This window comes from Lentzea miocenica, from assembly GCF_033949945.1.
In the GTDB taxonomy this organism is placed as follows: domain Bacteria; phylum Actinomycetota; class Actinomycetes; order Mycobacteriales; family Pseudonocardiaceae; genus Lentzea; species Lentzea miocenica.
The window spans coordinates 24,616-39,058 of sequence record NZ_JAXAVW010000055.1 but is presented as its reverse complement, the minus strand read 5'-3'; the positions used below and the strand labels follow the sequence as shown (position 1 = coordinate 39,058).

General features: G+C 70.9%; 14 protein-coding genes. 10 read left to right on the top strand and 4 right to left on the bottom strand.

Features of this window, described 5'->3' with window-relative positions:
- The first annotated feature begins 133 nt into the window (after nucleotides 1-133).
- From SK803_RS43455 to SK803_RS43435, 5 genes are all read left to right on the top strand, one after another.
- Nucleotides 134-784, top strand: a complete 651-nt coding sequence (locus tag SK803_RS43455; RefSeq protein ID WP_319972091.1) for a TetR/AcrR family transcriptional regulator — start codon at nucleotides 134-136, stop codon at nucleotides 782-784.
- On the top strand, nucleotides 781-2,445 hold the full coding sequence (locus SK803_RS43450; protein ID WP_319972090.1) for an FAD-binding dehydrogenase: 1,665 nt from the start codon (nucleotides 781-783) through the stop codon (nucleotides 2,443-2,445). Before SK803_RS43455 ends, SK803_RS43450 begins: the two co-directional genes overlap by 4 nt.
- 127 nt (nucleotides 2,446-2,572) lie before the next feature.
- Nucleotides 2,573-2,863, top strand: coding sequence for a DUF4342 domain-containing protein (locus SK803_RS43445; protein ID WP_319972089.1), 291 nt, complete (start codon nucleotides 2,573-2,575; stop codon nucleotides 2,861-2,863).
- 178 nt (nucleotides 2,864-3,041) lie between these two features.
- Nucleotides 3,042-4,373, top strand: a complete 1,332-nt coding sequence (locus SK803_RS43440; protein ID WP_319972088.1) for an FAD-dependent oxidoreductase — start codon at nucleotides 3,042-3,044, stop codon at nucleotides 4,371-4,373.
- A complete protein-coding gene (locus SK803_RS43435; protein ID WP_319972087.1) occupies nucleotides 4,363-5,550 on the top strand; it encodes an MFS transporter in 1,188 nt (395 codons plus the stop codon). The genes SK803_RS43440 and SK803_RS43435 overlap by 11 nt, the downstream gene beginning before the upstream one ends.
- Here SK803_RS43435 and SK803_RS43430 read toward each other — a convergent pair.
- Nucleotides 5,547-5,948, bottom strand: coding sequence for an arsenate reductase ArsC (locus SK803_RS43430; protein WP_319972086.1), 402 nt, complete (start codon nucleotides 5,946-5,948; stop codon nucleotides 5,547-5,549). The two genes, SK803_RS43435 and SK803_RS43430, sit on opposite strands and share 4 nt — an antisense overlap.
- Before the next feature lie 105 nt (nucleotides 5,949-6,053).
- Between SK803_RS43430 and SK803_RS43425 the strand changes: the two genes are divergently transcribed.
- The 3 genes from SK803_RS43425 to SK803_RS43415 all read left to right on the top strand — a co-directional run bounded on the left by SK803_RS43425 (nucleotide 6,054) and on the right by SK803_RS43415 (nucleotide 8,476).
- Complete coding sequence (locus tag SK803_RS43425) at nucleotides 6,054-6,383, top strand: ArsR/SmtB family transcription factor (RefSeq protein ID WP_319972085.1); 330 nt, start codon at nucleotides 6,054-6,056, stop codon at nucleotides 6,381-6,383.
- 70 nt (nucleotides 6,384-6,453) lie between these two features.
- Nucleotides 6,454-7,527 carry an ACR3 family arsenite efflux transporter gene (gene arsB / locus SK803_RS43420; RefSeq protein ID WP_319972084.1) on the top strand — a complete coding sequence of 358 codons (1,074 nt, stop codon included), beginning with the start codon at nucleotides 6,454-6,456 and terminating at the stop codon, nucleotides 7,525-7,527.
- Nucleotides 7,514-8,476 carry an ArsO family NAD(P)H-dependent flavin-containing monooxygenase gene (locus tag SK803_RS43415; protein WP_319972083.1) on the top strand — a complete coding sequence of 321 codons (963 nt, stop codon included), beginning with the start codon at nucleotides 7,514-7,516 and terminating at the stop codon, nucleotides 8,474-8,476. The genes arsB and SK803_RS43415 overlap by 14 nt, the downstream gene beginning before the upstream one ends.
- Here the strand turns inward: SK803_RS43415 and SK803_RS43410 are convergent.
- Nucleotides 8,466-8,819, bottom strand: a complete 354-nt coding sequence (locus SK803_RS43410; RefSeq protein ID WP_319972082.1) for an ArsR/SmtB family transcription factor — start codon at nucleotides 8,817-8,819, stop codon at nucleotides 8,466-8,468. The genes SK803_RS43415 and SK803_RS43410 overlap by 11 nt on opposite strands.
- Nucleotides 8,820-8,898: 79 nt before the next feature.
- Here SK803_RS43410 and arsM point away from each other — a divergent pair, with 79 nt between their 5' ends.
- Both arsM and SK803_RS43400 read left to right on the top strand, forming a co-directional pair.
- Nucleotides 8,899-9,675: an arsenite methyltransferase gene (gene arsM, locus SK803_RS43405; protein WP_319972081.1), complete on the top strand. Its 777-nt coding sequence runs from the start codon at nucleotides 8,899-8,901 to the stop codon at nucleotides 9,673-9,675.
- Between the two features lie 109 nt (nucleotides 9,676-9,784).
- Nucleotides 9,785-11,818 (top strand): ATP-binding protein, encoded by a 2,034-nt coding sequence (locus SK803_RS43400; RefSeq protein ID WP_319972080.1) that lies wholly within the window; start codon nucleotides 9,785-9,787, stop codon nucleotides 11,816-11,818.
- A 97-nt stretch (nucleotides 11,819-11,915) separates the two neighbouring features.
- On the opposite strand, the gene SK803_RS43395 is transcribed toward SK803_RS43400, so the two are convergent.
- Together SK803_RS43395 and SK803_RS43390 are read right to left on the bottom strand one after the other, a co-directional pair.
- Nucleotides 11,916-13,010: a hypothetical protein gene (locus tag SK803_RS43395; RefSeq protein ID WP_319972079.1), complete on the bottom strand. Its 1,095-nt coding sequence runs from the start codon at nucleotides 13,008-13,010 to the stop codon at nucleotides 11,916-11,918.
- Nucleotides 13,010-14,242: a nucleotide sugar dehydrogenase gene (locus SK803_RS43390; protein ID WP_319972078.1), complete on the bottom strand. Its 1,233-nt coding sequence runs from the start codon at nucleotides 14,240-14,242 to the stop codon at nucleotides 13,010-13,012. Before SK803_RS43390 ends, SK803_RS43395 begins: the two co-directional genes overlap by 1 nt.
- Between the last annotated feature and the right edge of the window lie 201 nt (nucleotides 14,243-14,443).

The following is a 14,443-nucleotide window of genomic DNA, read 5'->3' as shown; positions in this document are numbered from 1 at the left end:
CACTGCCTGCTGGCCACACTGCCTGCTGGCCACACTGCCTGCTGGCCGCCTCACCCCGCCGCGGGCACGTCTGCGGCGCCTACTTGCATACGCTTGTGTATCCGATACAGTCCTGTATCGATCGGAGGCGCGCATGGAGACGATCGCGGACGGGACGCCCAAGCGTGCGCCGCGCGTGACCAAGCGGCGCGTCGAGACCCGGCAGCGGCTGCTGGAGGCGGCGCTGGCGGTGTTCGCCGAGCAGGGCTTCGGGCGGTCGACGGTGGAGCAGGTGTGCAGCCACGCCGGCTACACGCGTGGGGCGTTCTACTCGAACTTCTCGACGCTGGACGAGCTCTTCCTCGCCATGTGGGAGCAGCGGTCCGCCGAACTGGTCGCCCGGATGCGCACGGCGCTGCAAGCCGTGGAGCGGGCGGCCGTGCACGACGTCGACGGTGTCGTCGCGCATCTGCTGGAGGCGGTGCCGCTGGACGAGGAGTGGTACCGCGTCAGTGCCGAGTTCACCGCCCACGCGCTGCGCAATCCGGATCTGCGCCGGGTGATCGCCGACCGGGAGAAGGCGATCGCGGCGTCGTCCACGCCGTTCCTGCTCGCGGCGCTGGCCAGGATCGGACGCGAGGTGCCCGCCCCGGACGCCCTCGCGCAGGCGCTCATCGCCGTCCACGACGGCACAGCGCTGCAGTGTCTCAGCGAGCCGGACAACGCCGTGGTGCGGCAGCGCCGGATCGACCTGTTCACCCGTGTCGTCACCGCGTACAGCAACGAAAGCAGGAAACAGTCATGACCGAGGAAGCGGACGTCATCGTCGTCGGAGCCGGGCTCGCGGGTCTGGTCGCGACCTACGAGCTCACCAAGGCGGGGCGCCGGGTGCTGGTCGTCGAGCAGGAGAACCGGGCGAACCTGGGCGGTCAGGCGTTCTGGTCGCTCGGCGGGCTCTTCCTCGTCGACAGTCCTGAGCAGCGGCGCAACGGCATCAAGGACTCCTACGACCTCGCGATGCAGGACTGGCTGGGTTCGGCTGGGTTCGACCGGGACGACGAGGACCACTGGGCCCGGCAGTGGGCGGCGGCCTACGTCCGGTTCGCCGCCACCGAGAAGAGGCAGTACCTGCACGATCTGGGACTGCGGTTCACCCCGGTGGTCGGCTGGGCCGAGCGCGGAGGTGGCCTCGCCGACGGTCACGGCAACTCGGTGCCGCGGTTCCACCTGACCTGGGGAACGGGCCCGGAGGTGGTGCGCGTGTTCGTCGAACCCGTGCTCGCGGCCGAGCGCAGTGACCTGGTCCGCTTCGCGTTCCGCCACCAGGTCGACGAGCTCGTGGTCGAGGACGGCGCCGTCGTGGGCGTGCGGGGCAGCGTGCTGGAACCGTCCGATTCGGAGCGTGGCAAGGCGTCCTCGCGGACGGTCGTGGAGGGTTTCGAGCTGCGGGCCAAGGCCGTGATCGTGACGTCCGGCGGGATCGGGCACAACCACGACCTCATCCGCGCCAACTGGCCGACTGATCGTCTCGGCCCCTGCCCGGAGACGATGATCTCCGGGGTGCCCGCGCACGTCGACGGCCGGATGCTGGCCATCAGCGAGGAGGCCGGGGCCACGCTGGTCAACCGCGACCGGATGTGGCACTACACCGAGGGTCTGCACAACTGGGACCCGATCTGGCCCGACCACGCGATCAGGATCATCCCCGGTCCCTCGTCGCTGTGGTTCGACGCCACCGGCAAGCGGCTGTCCGCGCCGAACTTCCCCGGCTTCAACACCAACGAGTCGATGAAGGCGATCCTGTCGACCGGCTACGACTACTCGTGGTTCGTGCTGAACCAGACGATCATCGGCAAGGAGTTCATGCTCTCGGGTTCCGAGCAGAACCCGGAGTTCACCGGCAAGAACATCCGCGCCGCGCTCGCGAGCCGGCTGGCCAAGGGCGCGTCGGGGCCGGTGGAGGCGTTCAAGCAGCACGGCGTCGACTTCGTCGTCGCCGGCAACGTCGCCGAGCTCGTCGCGGGCATGAACAAGCTCGCCCGCGGCCCGCAGCTCGACGCCGCCGAGATCGAGCGCCAGATCGTCGCCCGCGACCGGGAGGTGCGCAACCCCTACTCCAAGGACCTCCAGCTCATGGCCATCGCCAACGCCCGCCGCTCACTGGGCGACAAGATCGCGCGGGTCGCGTCGCCGCACCGCGTCCTCGATCCGGCGCACGGCCCGCTGATCGCGGTCCGGCTCAACGTCCTGACCCGCAAGACGCTGGGCGGAGTCCAGACCACCCTCGACTCCCAGGCGCTGCGGTCCGACGGCACCCCGTTCCCGGGCCTGTACGCGGCGGGCGAGGTCGCGGGCTTCGGCGGAGGCGGTGTGCACGGCTACAACGCGCTGGAGGGAACGTTCCTCGGCGGGTGCATCTTCTCCGGTCGCGCCGCGGGCCGGGCCCTGGCCCGCACGCTCGCCTGAGCAGAACGATCTGTCCCTTGAGGACACCGGCGTGCCCGAGGGCTAAATCAGGGGGAACCCTGATGGCAGTGCGCCCGGCTGACGGCACTCTGGAGTCGTAAGGGATGTCCGCAGTTCGAGGAGAATCATGAGCGAATCCAAGCCCGAGTCCGCCCGTACCGCCGTCGACTCGGTGGTCGACGCCGTTCGCGGGCTGGTCAGCGAGGGCATCAACCGTCGCGTGGTCGTGCGTGACAGCAAGGACGACGTGGTGCTGGAGGTGCCGGTGGCCCTGGGGCTGGTCGCGGCGCTGGCCGCGCCGGTGGCCACGACGATCGGTGCCGGTGTCGCGCTGGTGGGCAAGTGCGACATCAAGCTGGAGGACCGCCGCAAGCCCGGCAGCCAGCCCGCGACGACGGTCGAGACCGACCAGGGGTAGTCAGCGGCCCGGGGGAACGAAAGGTCAGGGGTCCACAAGGCCGTCGCCTGCTTCGAGCAGGCGACGGCCTTGTGCTGTACGGCTGAAGTATCGACGCGAATCGATGGTTGCGTCTATCGATCCCGGTCGATAGAGTCCGCCCTGTTGATTCGAAGTCTGTCGATACAAGGGGTGTGCGGTGAACGAGTTGCCGGTCGTCGTGGTGGGAGCCGGACCTGCGGGTTTGTCCGCGGCGGCGAACCTGGTCGAGCGGGGCGAGCGCGTGCTCGTGCTGGAGGCGGGTGATCGCGCTGGTGCAGCTGTGTCCCAGTGGAACCACGTCCGGCTGTTCTCGCAGTGGAGCGAACTCGTCGATCCGGCCGCCGAGCGGCTGCTGACCCGGGCCGGTTGGGCGCGGCCGGACGGGGGCGCGTACCCGACTGGCGGCGAGTGGGTGGAGAGCTACCTGCGACCGCTCGCCGAAGTGCTGGGCGACAGGGTGCGCTTCGGTGCTCGCGTGGTGGGTCTGGCTCGGCGCGGGCGGGACCGGATCGTGGACTCCGGGCGCGAGGACGAGCCGCTGACCGTGCACGTGCGGACCGCCGAGGGGGAGGAGCGGATCACGGCGCGCGCGGTGATCGACGCTTCCGGCACGTGGGGCGCACCGAATCCGCTGGGCGGAGACGGGCTGTCCGCGATGGGCGAACAGGCTGCCGCGGAGAAGATCACCTACCGCGTGCCAGACCTCGCGGACGAACGTGCTCGCTACGCGGGCAAGCGGATCGCGGTCGCCGGTAGCGGGCACTCCGCTCTCACCGCGTTGGTGGTGCTGGCCGAGCTCGCCGAGCAGGAGCCCGGCACGAAGATCGTGTGGCTGTTGCGCCGCGGTGCGGTTGGCAACGCGTTCGGCGGCGGGGAGTCCGACCAGTTGCCGGCGCGCGGCGCGTTGGGCCTGCGTGCCCGGAAGGCTGTCGAAGCCGGGCACGTCGAGACCGCCACCGGGTTCCGCACGGCGGCGGTCGAACGTGCGGCGGACGGCAGCCTCACCCTGGAGTCGTTCGACGACCACCAGGTCGCGGGCATCGACGAAGTCGTTGTGCTGACCGGATTCCGGCCGGATCTGTCGTGGTTGTCGGAGGTCCGGCTCGACCTGGACCCGGTGTTGCAGGCGCCGTCGAAGCTCGCGCCGTTGATCGACCCGAACGTCCACTCGTGCGGCACCGTCTACCCACATGGTGAAAACGAGCTGCGGCACCCCGAGCCGGGTGTTTACCTGGTCGGTGTGAAGAGCTACGGCCGGGCGCCGACGTTCCTGTCGCTGACGGGCTACGAGCAGGCGAGGTCCGTTGTGGCCGCGATCGCCGGTGACCACGAGGCGGCCGGACGCGTCGAGCTCGTGCTGCCAGAGACCGGGGTGTGCGGTGGCGCCGGCGTGTTCGACGCGCCGGAGGAGCAGAAGAACGAGGGCGGCTGCTGCGGTTCGCCGGAGCAGGGTGAACTGACGATCGGCCTCGCGCCCAGTGCGCGCTGACACGACGGCGCGGCCAGGCATCGACGCCGGGCTGCGCCGCGTGCTGATCGTGTTGTGCACCACCGAGATCATCAGCTGGGGCGTGCTCTACTACGCCTTCCCGGTGTTGCTGCCGACCATCGGTTCCCGCACCGGGTGGTCGTTCGCGGCGATCACCGCGGGGTTCTCCGCGAGCCAGATCGTCGCGGGTCTGGTCGGCATTCCGGTGGGCAGGCTGCTCGACCGGCGCGGCCCGCGCGCGATCATGACCACCGGCTCGGTCGTCGCCGTGCTCGCGCTGCTGGCACTGGCGACCGCGGATTCGCTGGTGTGGTTCACCGCGGCGTGGCTGCTGGCCGGTGTCGCCATGGCCGGAATCTTCTACGCGCCCGCGTTCGCCGCGCTGACCCGGTGGTACGGGCCTCGGCGGGTGACCGCGCTGACCGCGCTCACCCTGGTCGCCGGGCTGGCCAGCACGGTGTTCGCGCCGCTGACCGCTGTCCTGAACGACCACCTGGACTGGCGCGGCACCTACCTGGTGCTGGCCGGATTCCTTGCTGTCACGACGATTCCGCTGCACCTGTGGGGTCTGCGGTTGCCGTGGCCGTCCGTCGAACACGAGACCGTCCACACGCCGTCGGCGGTGGCGCGCAGCAGGCCGTTCCTGGTGCTCGTGGTCGCGATGAGCCTGGCCGCGTTCAGCGTGTACGCCGTCGTGATCAACCTCGTGCCGCTGCTGACCGAACGCGGCATGACCACCTCGGCCGCCGCGATCGCCCTCGGCCTGGGCGGCGTCGGCCAGGTGCTCGGCCGGCTCGGCTACGCCAGACTCGCCGCGAGGACGTCGGTGCGCACGCGCACCCTCTTGGTCCTCCTGATCAGCGCGGTGGTGACCGCACTGCTGGGCGTCGTGCCCGGCCCGGCACTGCTGCTGATCGCGGGCTCGGTCCTCGCGGGTGTCACGCGCGGGATCTTCACGCTGGTGCAGGCGACCGCGATCACCGACCGTTGGGGCGCCGTCCACTACGGACAGCTCAACGGCCTGCTCACCGCTCCGGTCATGCTCACCGCCGCCATCGCGCCGTGGGCGGGCAGCGCGCTGGCGGCGTGGCTGGGCGGCTATCCGGCGGTGTTCGTGGTGCTGGGCGCGATCGGGGTGCTGGCGGCCGCGTTGTCGACCGCCGGCGTGCCGCGTTAGCCGAGCAGCTCGGCGACCAGGCCGCGGACCCTGCGGTCGATGTCGTCGCGGATCGGCCGCACGGAGTCGATGCCCTGACCGGCCGGGTCTTCGAGCTGCCAGTCCAGGTAGCGCTTGCCGGGGAACACCGGGCAGGTGTCGCCGCAGCCCATCGTGATCACCACGTCGGACGCCTCGACGTCCTCCGTCGTGAGCTTCGAGGGCACCTCGGCGGTGATGTCGAGACCCCACTCCGCCAGCGCGGCGGCGGCCGCGGGGTTGACCTTCTCCGCGGGCTCGGAGCCGGCCGAACGCACGGCGATCCGGCCCATGCCGTAGTGCTGCAGCAGTGCCGCGGCCATCTGGGAGCGGCCCGCGTTGTGCACGCAGACGAACAGCACCTCGGGGGTCTTGGGCACGGCGGTTCTCCTTGTTCCACACGGTCTCCTTGGACCGAAGTACGTCGATGCAGATCACACCCCGTGTATCGACTTTTGTCAATCCAAGCCGCTATGGTCGTCGTCATGACCAGCCCGGACCAGACGCTGCTCGACTCGACGACAGCCGCACGCCTGTTCAAGGCGCTGGGCGACCCGATCCGCGTCGAACTCGTCAGCCTGGTGCGCCGGACCGAGGGCCAGGAGGCGTGCTTCTGCGACCTGGCCGACCAGTTCGACATGCCGCAGTCCTCGCTGAGCCATCACCTCAAGATCCTCGTGCAGGCCGGTGTGCTCAGCCGCGAACGCCGGGGGACCTGGAGCTGGTACCGCATCGACAACGCCGCCATCGACACCCTCGCGGCCGTGCTGGCGCCGGGCGGGCCGCTGCGCGACACCAGCGCCTGCTGCGACTGACCTGACCGAACCGTCCGTCACCGGCGACCGGTCGTCGGGCGACGACATCTGTCCACACCCAGGAGAACCGTTGAGCACCAAGGAAACCGTGGCACCGGACGTGCTGCATCGACTGTCCTTCCTGGACAGGTTGCTGCCGGTGTGGATCGGCGTCGCCATGGTCTCCGGGCTGCTGCTGGGCCGATTCGTCCCCGGCCTGCAGGGCGTGCTCGACGCGGTGAAGATCGGCGAGGTGTCGCTGCCGATCGCGCTCGGCCTGCTGCTGATGATGTACCCGGTGCTCGCGAAGGTCCGCTACGACAAGCTGGACACCGTCACCCGTGACAAGCGCACGTTGGTGCTGTCGTTGGTGCTGAACTGGGTGCTCGGACCGGCGCTGATGTTCGCGCTGGCCTGGATCTTCCTGGCCGACCTGCCCGAGTACCGCACCGGCCTGATCATCGTCGGCCTCGCCAGGTGCATCGCCATGGTCATCATCTGGAACGACCTCGCGTGCGGCGACCGCGAAGCCGCCGCCGTGCTGGTCGCGCTCAACTCGGTGTTCCAGGTGGTGATGTTCGGCGTCCTCGGCTGGTTCTACCTCGACCTGCTGCCGGGCTGGCTCGGCCTCGGCACCGCGTCCGTCGACTTCTCCGCCTGGGAGATCGCCAAGTCCGTCCTGATCTTCCTCGGCATCCCGCTCGCCGCGGGCTACCTGAGCCGCAGGCTGGGGGAGCGGACCCGCGGCCGGGAGTGGTACGAGTCGAAGTTCCTGCCGCGCGTCGGCCCGGTCGCGTTGTACGGGCTGCTGTTCACGATCGTCATCCTGTTCGCGTTGCAGGGCGAGAACATCACCAACCGCCCGCTCGACGTCGCCCGCATCGCGGTCCCGCTGCTGGTCTACTTCGCCATCATGTGGGCCGGCTCGTACGCGCTCGGCAAGGCGTCCGGACTCTCCTACGAGCGGACCACGACCCTGGCGTTCACCGCCGCGGGCAACAACTTCGAGCTCGCCATCGCCGTCGCGATCGGCGTGTTCGGCGTGACCTCCGGCCAGGCGCTCGCCGGCGTCGTCGGACCGCTGATCGAGGTGCCCGTGCTCGTCGCGCTCGTGTACGTCAGCCTCTGGCTCCGGCGGCGCTGGGCGGCTCGTGCTCAGCTCTGACGTCGTGGTGATCGGCGGCGGCCAGGCAGGGCTGGCCGCCGCCTTCTACCTGCGCCGGGCTGGCATCGACCACGTGGTGCTCGACGCGCAACCCGTGCCGGGCGGGGCATGGCCGCTGACCTGGAACTCGCTGAGGCTGTTCTCCGTCGCCCGGCACAGTTCGCTGCCCGGCTGGCCCATGCCGTCCTTTCCGGACGGATACCCGACCGCCCAGCACGTCGTCGACTACCTCACCGCGTACGAGAAGCGCTACGACATCCCCGTCCAGCGACCCGTTCAGGTCACCTCGGTGACGCGCGACGGCGACCGACTGCTGGTGCACACCGACTCCGGGACATGGTCGGCACGGCATGTCATCAGTGCCACTGGCACCTGGTGGCGGCCCTTCCTACCGCTGATGGACCTGCCCGGCCGCCAGTTGCACACCGTGGACTACCGCGACCCGCTGGAGTTCGCCGGACAGAAGGTGGTCGTGGTCGGAGGCGGCAACTCCGGCGCCCAGATCGCCGCCGACCTCGCGCCGCACACCGAGCTGACCTGGACGACCCGCCGGCCGCCGCGGTACCTGCCCGACGAGATCGACGGCAAAGCGCTGTTCGACATCGCCACCCGGCGCGGCAGCATCAGCGAACTCGGCGACATCGTGGCCGTGCCGCCCGTCCGCGAAGCCCGCGACAGCGGACTGCTCGTCGCCGCCACGATGGACGTCGAAGCCTTGTCCAGGGCCGACGTCGTGGTGTGGTGCACCGGATTCCGTCCCGCCCTGAGCCACCTGGCTTCGCTGCGTGTGCGCGACGCCGACGGTCGCGTTGCCGTTGACGGCACGACCGCCGTCGGGGAGCCGCGCCTGCACCTGCTCGGCTACGGCGGCTGGACCGGACCCGCGTCGGCGACGCTCATCGGGGTCGGGCCGACCGCGAAGGCGACGGTCGCGAAGATCAGGCCGTGACCGCACGCCGTTCGCTCACGCTGCTCAGCATCGCGGCCATCCGGTCGGTCGTCTCCGGACGCACCCAGTAGTAGACCCACGTGCCCCGGCGCTCGCAGTCGACCAGACCCGCCTGCCGCAGCAGCTTGAGGTGATGCGAGATCGTGGGCTGGGACAGCTCGAACGCCGGCGTCAGCTCGCAGACGCAGACCTCGCCCTCGGACCGCGAGGCGATCATCGACAGCAGCCGCAGGCGCACCGGGTCGCCGAGCGCCTTGAACATCGCCGACAGCTCGGCCGCCTGCTCCGCGGCCAGCGGGTCTTCCGGCAGCGGCTCGCAGCAACCGGCCTCTTGCTTCGGCATATTTCAATATTGACGCCACTTCGGGCTTCGCGCAACACTGCATAGACAAACTTCAATACAGCCTGGAGGTAGGCCGCTCATGAGCGAGCAGACCGAGCTGCGCGAGACCGTCCGCGCCCGCTACGCCGCCGCCGCGACCGCCGTCGTCCAGGGCGGAGGCAGGTGTTGCGGACCGCAGGCCGCGGAGGTCGACGAGACCTTCGGCGCCACGCTCTACCCGGCAGCACAGCGCGACGAGCTGCCCGCAGAGGCAGTGGCCGCCTCACTCGGCTGCGGCAACCCCATCGCCGTCGCCGAACTCCGAGAGGGCGAGCGAGTGCTCGACCTGGGCTCGGGTGGTGGCATCGACGTCCTGCTCTCCGCGCGCCGCGTCGGCCCGACCGGCAAGGCCTACGGCCTGGACATGACCGACGAGATGCTCGCGCTGGCGCTCTCGAACGCCACCAAGGCCGGTGCCGCCAACGTCGAGTTCCTCAAGGGCGACATCGAGGCCATCCCGTTGCCCGGCAACACCATCGACGTCGTGATCTCCAACTGCGTCATCAACCTCTCCGTCGACAAGCCCGCCGTGTTCGCCGAGACCTTCCGCGTCCTGCGCCCCGGCGGCCGCATCGGCATCTCCGACGTCGTCGCCGACGACCACCTCACACCCGCCGCGAGAGCCGAACGCGGCTCCTACGTCAGCTGCATCGCCGGCGCCCTCACGTTCACCGAGTACCGCGAGGGCCTGGAAGCCGCAGGGTTCGCCAACGTCGAGATCACCCCGACGTTCGAAGCGGTCGACGGCATGCACGGGGCCATCGTTCGCGCGGTGAAGCCACTCGACGTCGAACCCGTCGCCGCGAAGACCGTCTGACGACGTCCGAGACCTGAGAACTTCAACCACAACGTGCGGCAACAACCCGTGAGATGGCTGATTGTGACGCCTCCAACCCGTAGCGTGAACCGGCGGGGAGGCGGAACCAGTGCGAAACGTGATGTCGGGCAGTGCGAGACAAGTGGTGCAGGCCGCGGAGATCGGCGTCCTGCACCTGCACGGCGAACGGCCCGTGCCGGTGCCGTTCCAGCTACCGCCCGCACCGCGGTGCTTCGTCAGCCGCAAGCACGAGCTGGCGGCGCTGAACGGCTGGCCGCTGCTGGTCATCAGCGGGCCCGGCGGCGTCGGCAAGACCTCGCTGGCGCTGCGGTGGCTGCACGACCGGCGGGCCGAGTTCCCGGACGGTCAGCTCTACGTCGACCTGGGGGCGCACGCGCCGGGCGGGCCGGTGGCACCCGAGGTGGTGCTGGAGTGGTTTCTCCACGCGCTGGGCGTGGTGGAGGTGCCGGAGTCGCTGGCGGCGCGGCAGGCGATGTTCCGGTCGGTCACGGTGGGACGGGCGTTCGCGGTGCTGCTCGACAACGCGGCGTCCGCGGCTCAGGTCCGGCCCTTGCTGCCGGCGGCGGGCACGGTCGTGGTCACCAGCCGGTGGCGGTTGAGTCCGCTGGGGGTCGACGGCGCGCGGTTCGTCGAGGTGGAACCGTTGGGGCTGCAGGATTCCGTGCGGTTGCTCGACATGATCATCAAGGGTGACCGGACGACCGCAGAACCGGACGCGGCGGGTGAGCTCGCGCGGTTGTGCGGCGGGCTGCCGGTGGCGTTGTCGGTGGTGGGCGCGCGGCTGTCGACGCGGCCGCGCCGGTCGCTGGGGCGGGAGCTGAGCGAGTTGCGCGACGACCGGTTGCCGGAGCTGGACGAGGGGGCGTCGGTCGGCTCCGTGCTCGACCTGTCCTATGTGGACCTCCCGGCCCGGCAGGCGCGGCTGTACCGGTTGTGCGCCTGGTTGCCTGGGCCGTGGTTCGGCGTCGAGGTGGCCGCCGCGATGGTCGGCGAGCCGGTGGGTGACGTCGAGGACGCGCTGGAGGACCTCGTCGAGAAGAACCTGCTCAGTGAGATCGCCGACGACCGCTTCCGCTACCACGACATGCTGCGGACGCACGCGCGGAGCAAGCCCGACCCTGCTCGCGAGCCGGGACTGAGACGGGTGGTGGAGTGGTGGCTGGCCAAGGCGGTCTCCGCCGATCTCGCCGCGCGGCCGGGCCGTCAGCACCTCGGGCCCGTCTACGGCGAGGCCGTGGCGGCGGACGGCGACCCGGTCGAGTGGCTGGAACAGGAACGCGCGAACCTCGTGGCAGCCCAGCGTTGTGCGGACGAGCACGGCTGGCCCGAGCTGGTCTGGCAGTTGTGCGAACCGATGTGGGCGCTCTTCCTGCACCGCCACTACTACACGGACTGGGTCGAGACGCACCGCCTCGCCATCCGGGCCGCGCCGGCCTGCGGGCAGCCGGTGGCCGCGGCCCGGCTCGGCAACCGCCTCGCGATGGCGTACACCAACCTGCGGCGGTACGACGAGGCCGCGGCCGAGCTCGACGCCGTGCTGGCGGCCGGGCTGGACGACCAGGAGAGCGAGACGACGGCCCTGTCGATGCTCGGCAGGGTGCATCTCGGACGAGGTGAACCGGACGCGGCGCTGCGGTGCTACCGGCGGGTCCTCGAGCTGCGTCTCGAACGCCGGCGCGACCGGGAGATCGGCCTGGCGCGCCGGCGGATCGGTGAGGCGTTGACCGCACTGGGCCGGGCAGGCGAAGCGATCGCGGAGCTGGAGCAGGCCGAGGAGTTGCTCACGCACCCCGTCGAGCGGGCGCGAGTGCGAACGTTCCTGGCTCGGGCCTGCGCCGGTGCGGGCCAGGTGGAGCGGGCGCGGTCGTTGCTCGACTCGGCGAGCGACGACCTGCGCCCGTCACCGTTGCACCGCGCGGACGTGTTCGTGCTGCTGGCCGAGTTGGCGGAGGACCCCGAGCAGGTGCGGGACCACTACCGTTCCGCCCTCGCGTGTCACCGCGACCCCGGCGATCCGGCCGCGGTCCGCATCCGGGCCCTGCTCGACCGGCACGAGCACGAGCCCGCACCCGACGTGATCCCCGGCCAGGCGACCGGCGAGCAGCAGCGCGAGTCGCACTGACCGCATCGGCGGGCACACCAGCACGTCCGCGAGGTTGCGCCACCTGGCCTCGGCCCTCAGGTGCACGACGAGCAGCTCACCGACCCGCGCGACACCGTCAGACATGGTGCACCGGAACCGGTTCGGCCCGGCACGCCCGAGCGGGTTCGCTCAGCCCGAGCAACCGGTACATCGTCGTGCGCAGGATCGCGGCCGACTCGCCGGGCCGCGAGCTGATCGTCAGCGGCACCCGTTTCGCCTGCGCGACAACGGGTTGGCCGCAGTCGATCAGCGGGGCGTGCCGGCTGAGCTGGTCCGCGAAGCTGCCTGGCCGCACCTCGGGAGTGCTCGCGAGAACGATCGGCACGCCGACGGCCGCCGCGTACTGCGTCACGGAGCCGTGGTCGCCGACGACGACATCGCTCGCGATCACCACGGCCCGCCAGCCTTCCTCCGGCGGCACCACGACGAGCCCGGCGCAGTCGGCCAGCCAGGCGCGGACCTGCCATGCACCGTGCACCTGCCAGATGTTCGGGTGCAGCACGGCCGCGACCCGGTGCTCTCGCAGGAGTTCTCGGTACAGCGCCGGTCCGCTGCCGAACGTCGACGACGGCGACCACGTCGAGCTGACCGTCACGAGCGTCTCGTCCTCGCCGATGCCTGCGGCCGCCCGGTACTGCGCGCGGAACGGCTGTGAGGCCCGCATCCGGTCCAGACAGAGGTCGCCCGCCACGACCGCGTGCGGCACGGCCTCCGGGCAGGCGTCGGCCAGCAACAGGAGTTCGTCGTCGTGTGCCAGGACGATCGCGGCCGGCACGACCCGGCCCGCACGGGTCAGGGACGCGCGGTCGAGGCCGTGCCCGTGCAGCCGGCGGGACTTCGCGGCACTGGCGCCGTGCGGCAGGACGAGGACCGGGCCGTGCACCCGGTCGACGTCCTGGTGGCTGGCGGCGAGCACGAGGTCGAACCGGTGCCGCAGGGCGTGTTCCCACGGGATCAGCAACGCGCCCTGAGCGAGCACGAACTCCTCGGTGCCAGGCGGAGAACCGGCAGGCACCGCACACACGACCTGCACCCGGTGGTCGGCCTCCAGCAGCGTCAGCACGTCCATCAGCCGGGTGCCCGCGACCACGTGCGGCACGAGCACGAGCACCTGATGACAGTCCGGCACGGTCACCCGCCGTGCGGCACCCTGCCCGAACGGCTCCCACATCACGCGACCTCGACCGGTGCGCCGGAGGAGCAGTCGAAGACGGGCACGTCGTCACGCCGCACCGGCTCGTGCGCCGCGTGCCTGGTCATGATCAGCACGAGATCGGCGGGTGCCGTGGCGGGCTGGGACTGGAGCGTGGTTCCGTTGTCCAGCACCAGATTCGGCACGTACGGGTCGTGGTAGGCCACGTCCGCCTCGCCGGCCAGCTCGTTGAGCACCCGCACCGCGGCGGACTGCCGGACGTTGGCGGTGTCGGGTTTGTAGGTCACGCCGGCCACGAGCACCCGGCAGCGCCGCAGCGGTGGCAGGCCGCGAGCGGCGAGCGCCTCGCGGACCCGGTGCACGGTGTGCGCGGGCATCGCGTTGTTCACCGCGATCGCCGCGTCGACGACCGGGGAGTGCAGGCCGTGCCGGCGGGCGCTGGCCGTGAAGAACCCCGCCGACACGGGGATGCAGTCGCCGCCCGCGCCGGGGCCGGGCCGGTGCCGCAGGAATCCGTACGGTTTGCTGCCCGCGGCCTCCAGCACCTCGTCGACGTCGACCCGTTGCACCCGGCACAACGCGGCCAGCTCACAGGCGAGCGAGATGTTCACCATCCGGAAGGTGTTCTCGAAGATCTTCACGAGCTCGGCGGCGCGCGGCGAGCTGACGGGCACGACCTGGTCCGCGATCCGGCCGACGAACCGGACCGCGAGCTCGGTGCAGCGGGGCGTGTGGCCGGCGACGACGCGCGGTACGGCGTCCACCGAGACGTTGCCGGGGTCGGTGCGCACCGGCGAGTGCGCGAGGTGGAAGTCGAGGCCCGGGCACAGTCCGGACGTGGCGGCGAGGCGCGGCAGCACCACCTCGTCGACCGTGCCGGGCGCGCAGGTGCTCTGCACGATCACCAGCGCGCCCGGCCGCATCGCCCGTGCCACGTCGTCGGCTGCCTGAATCAGCAGTGACACGTCGAGCCTGCCGTGGTGGTCCGCGGGTGTCGGCACGCACAGGACGTAGACGCCCGCGTGCGGAATGCCTTCCGTGTTGTGCCGCAACTGGAGCCGGCCGCTCGTGAGCGCGACCCGCAGGTCGTGCTCGGCGACCGTGGTGAGCCCGCACCCCGGTCGCTGGTCGGTGATCTCCCGGACGCGTTCGGGGTTCGCGTCGATCCCGAGCACGGTCATGCCCGCGCGGACCGCGGCGACGGCGGTGGGGAGCCCGGTGAAGCCGAGCCCGATGACAACTGCGTCCACAACGCACCTCCTGATTGACGTTTTGTGGACACCAAGGTGCGGTGCGGGTCTGCTCGAATCGCTTTCCGGTCCGCACAAATGCGCTGAACGCGCAGGTGGAACGGGGTTGCACGGCTATCTCGGAAGGCGCTTTCCACGCCTCGTGGACTCCGCGCGTTTCATTGCGCTTTCCGGCTTCGAACTGACAACAACGCTGGAAAG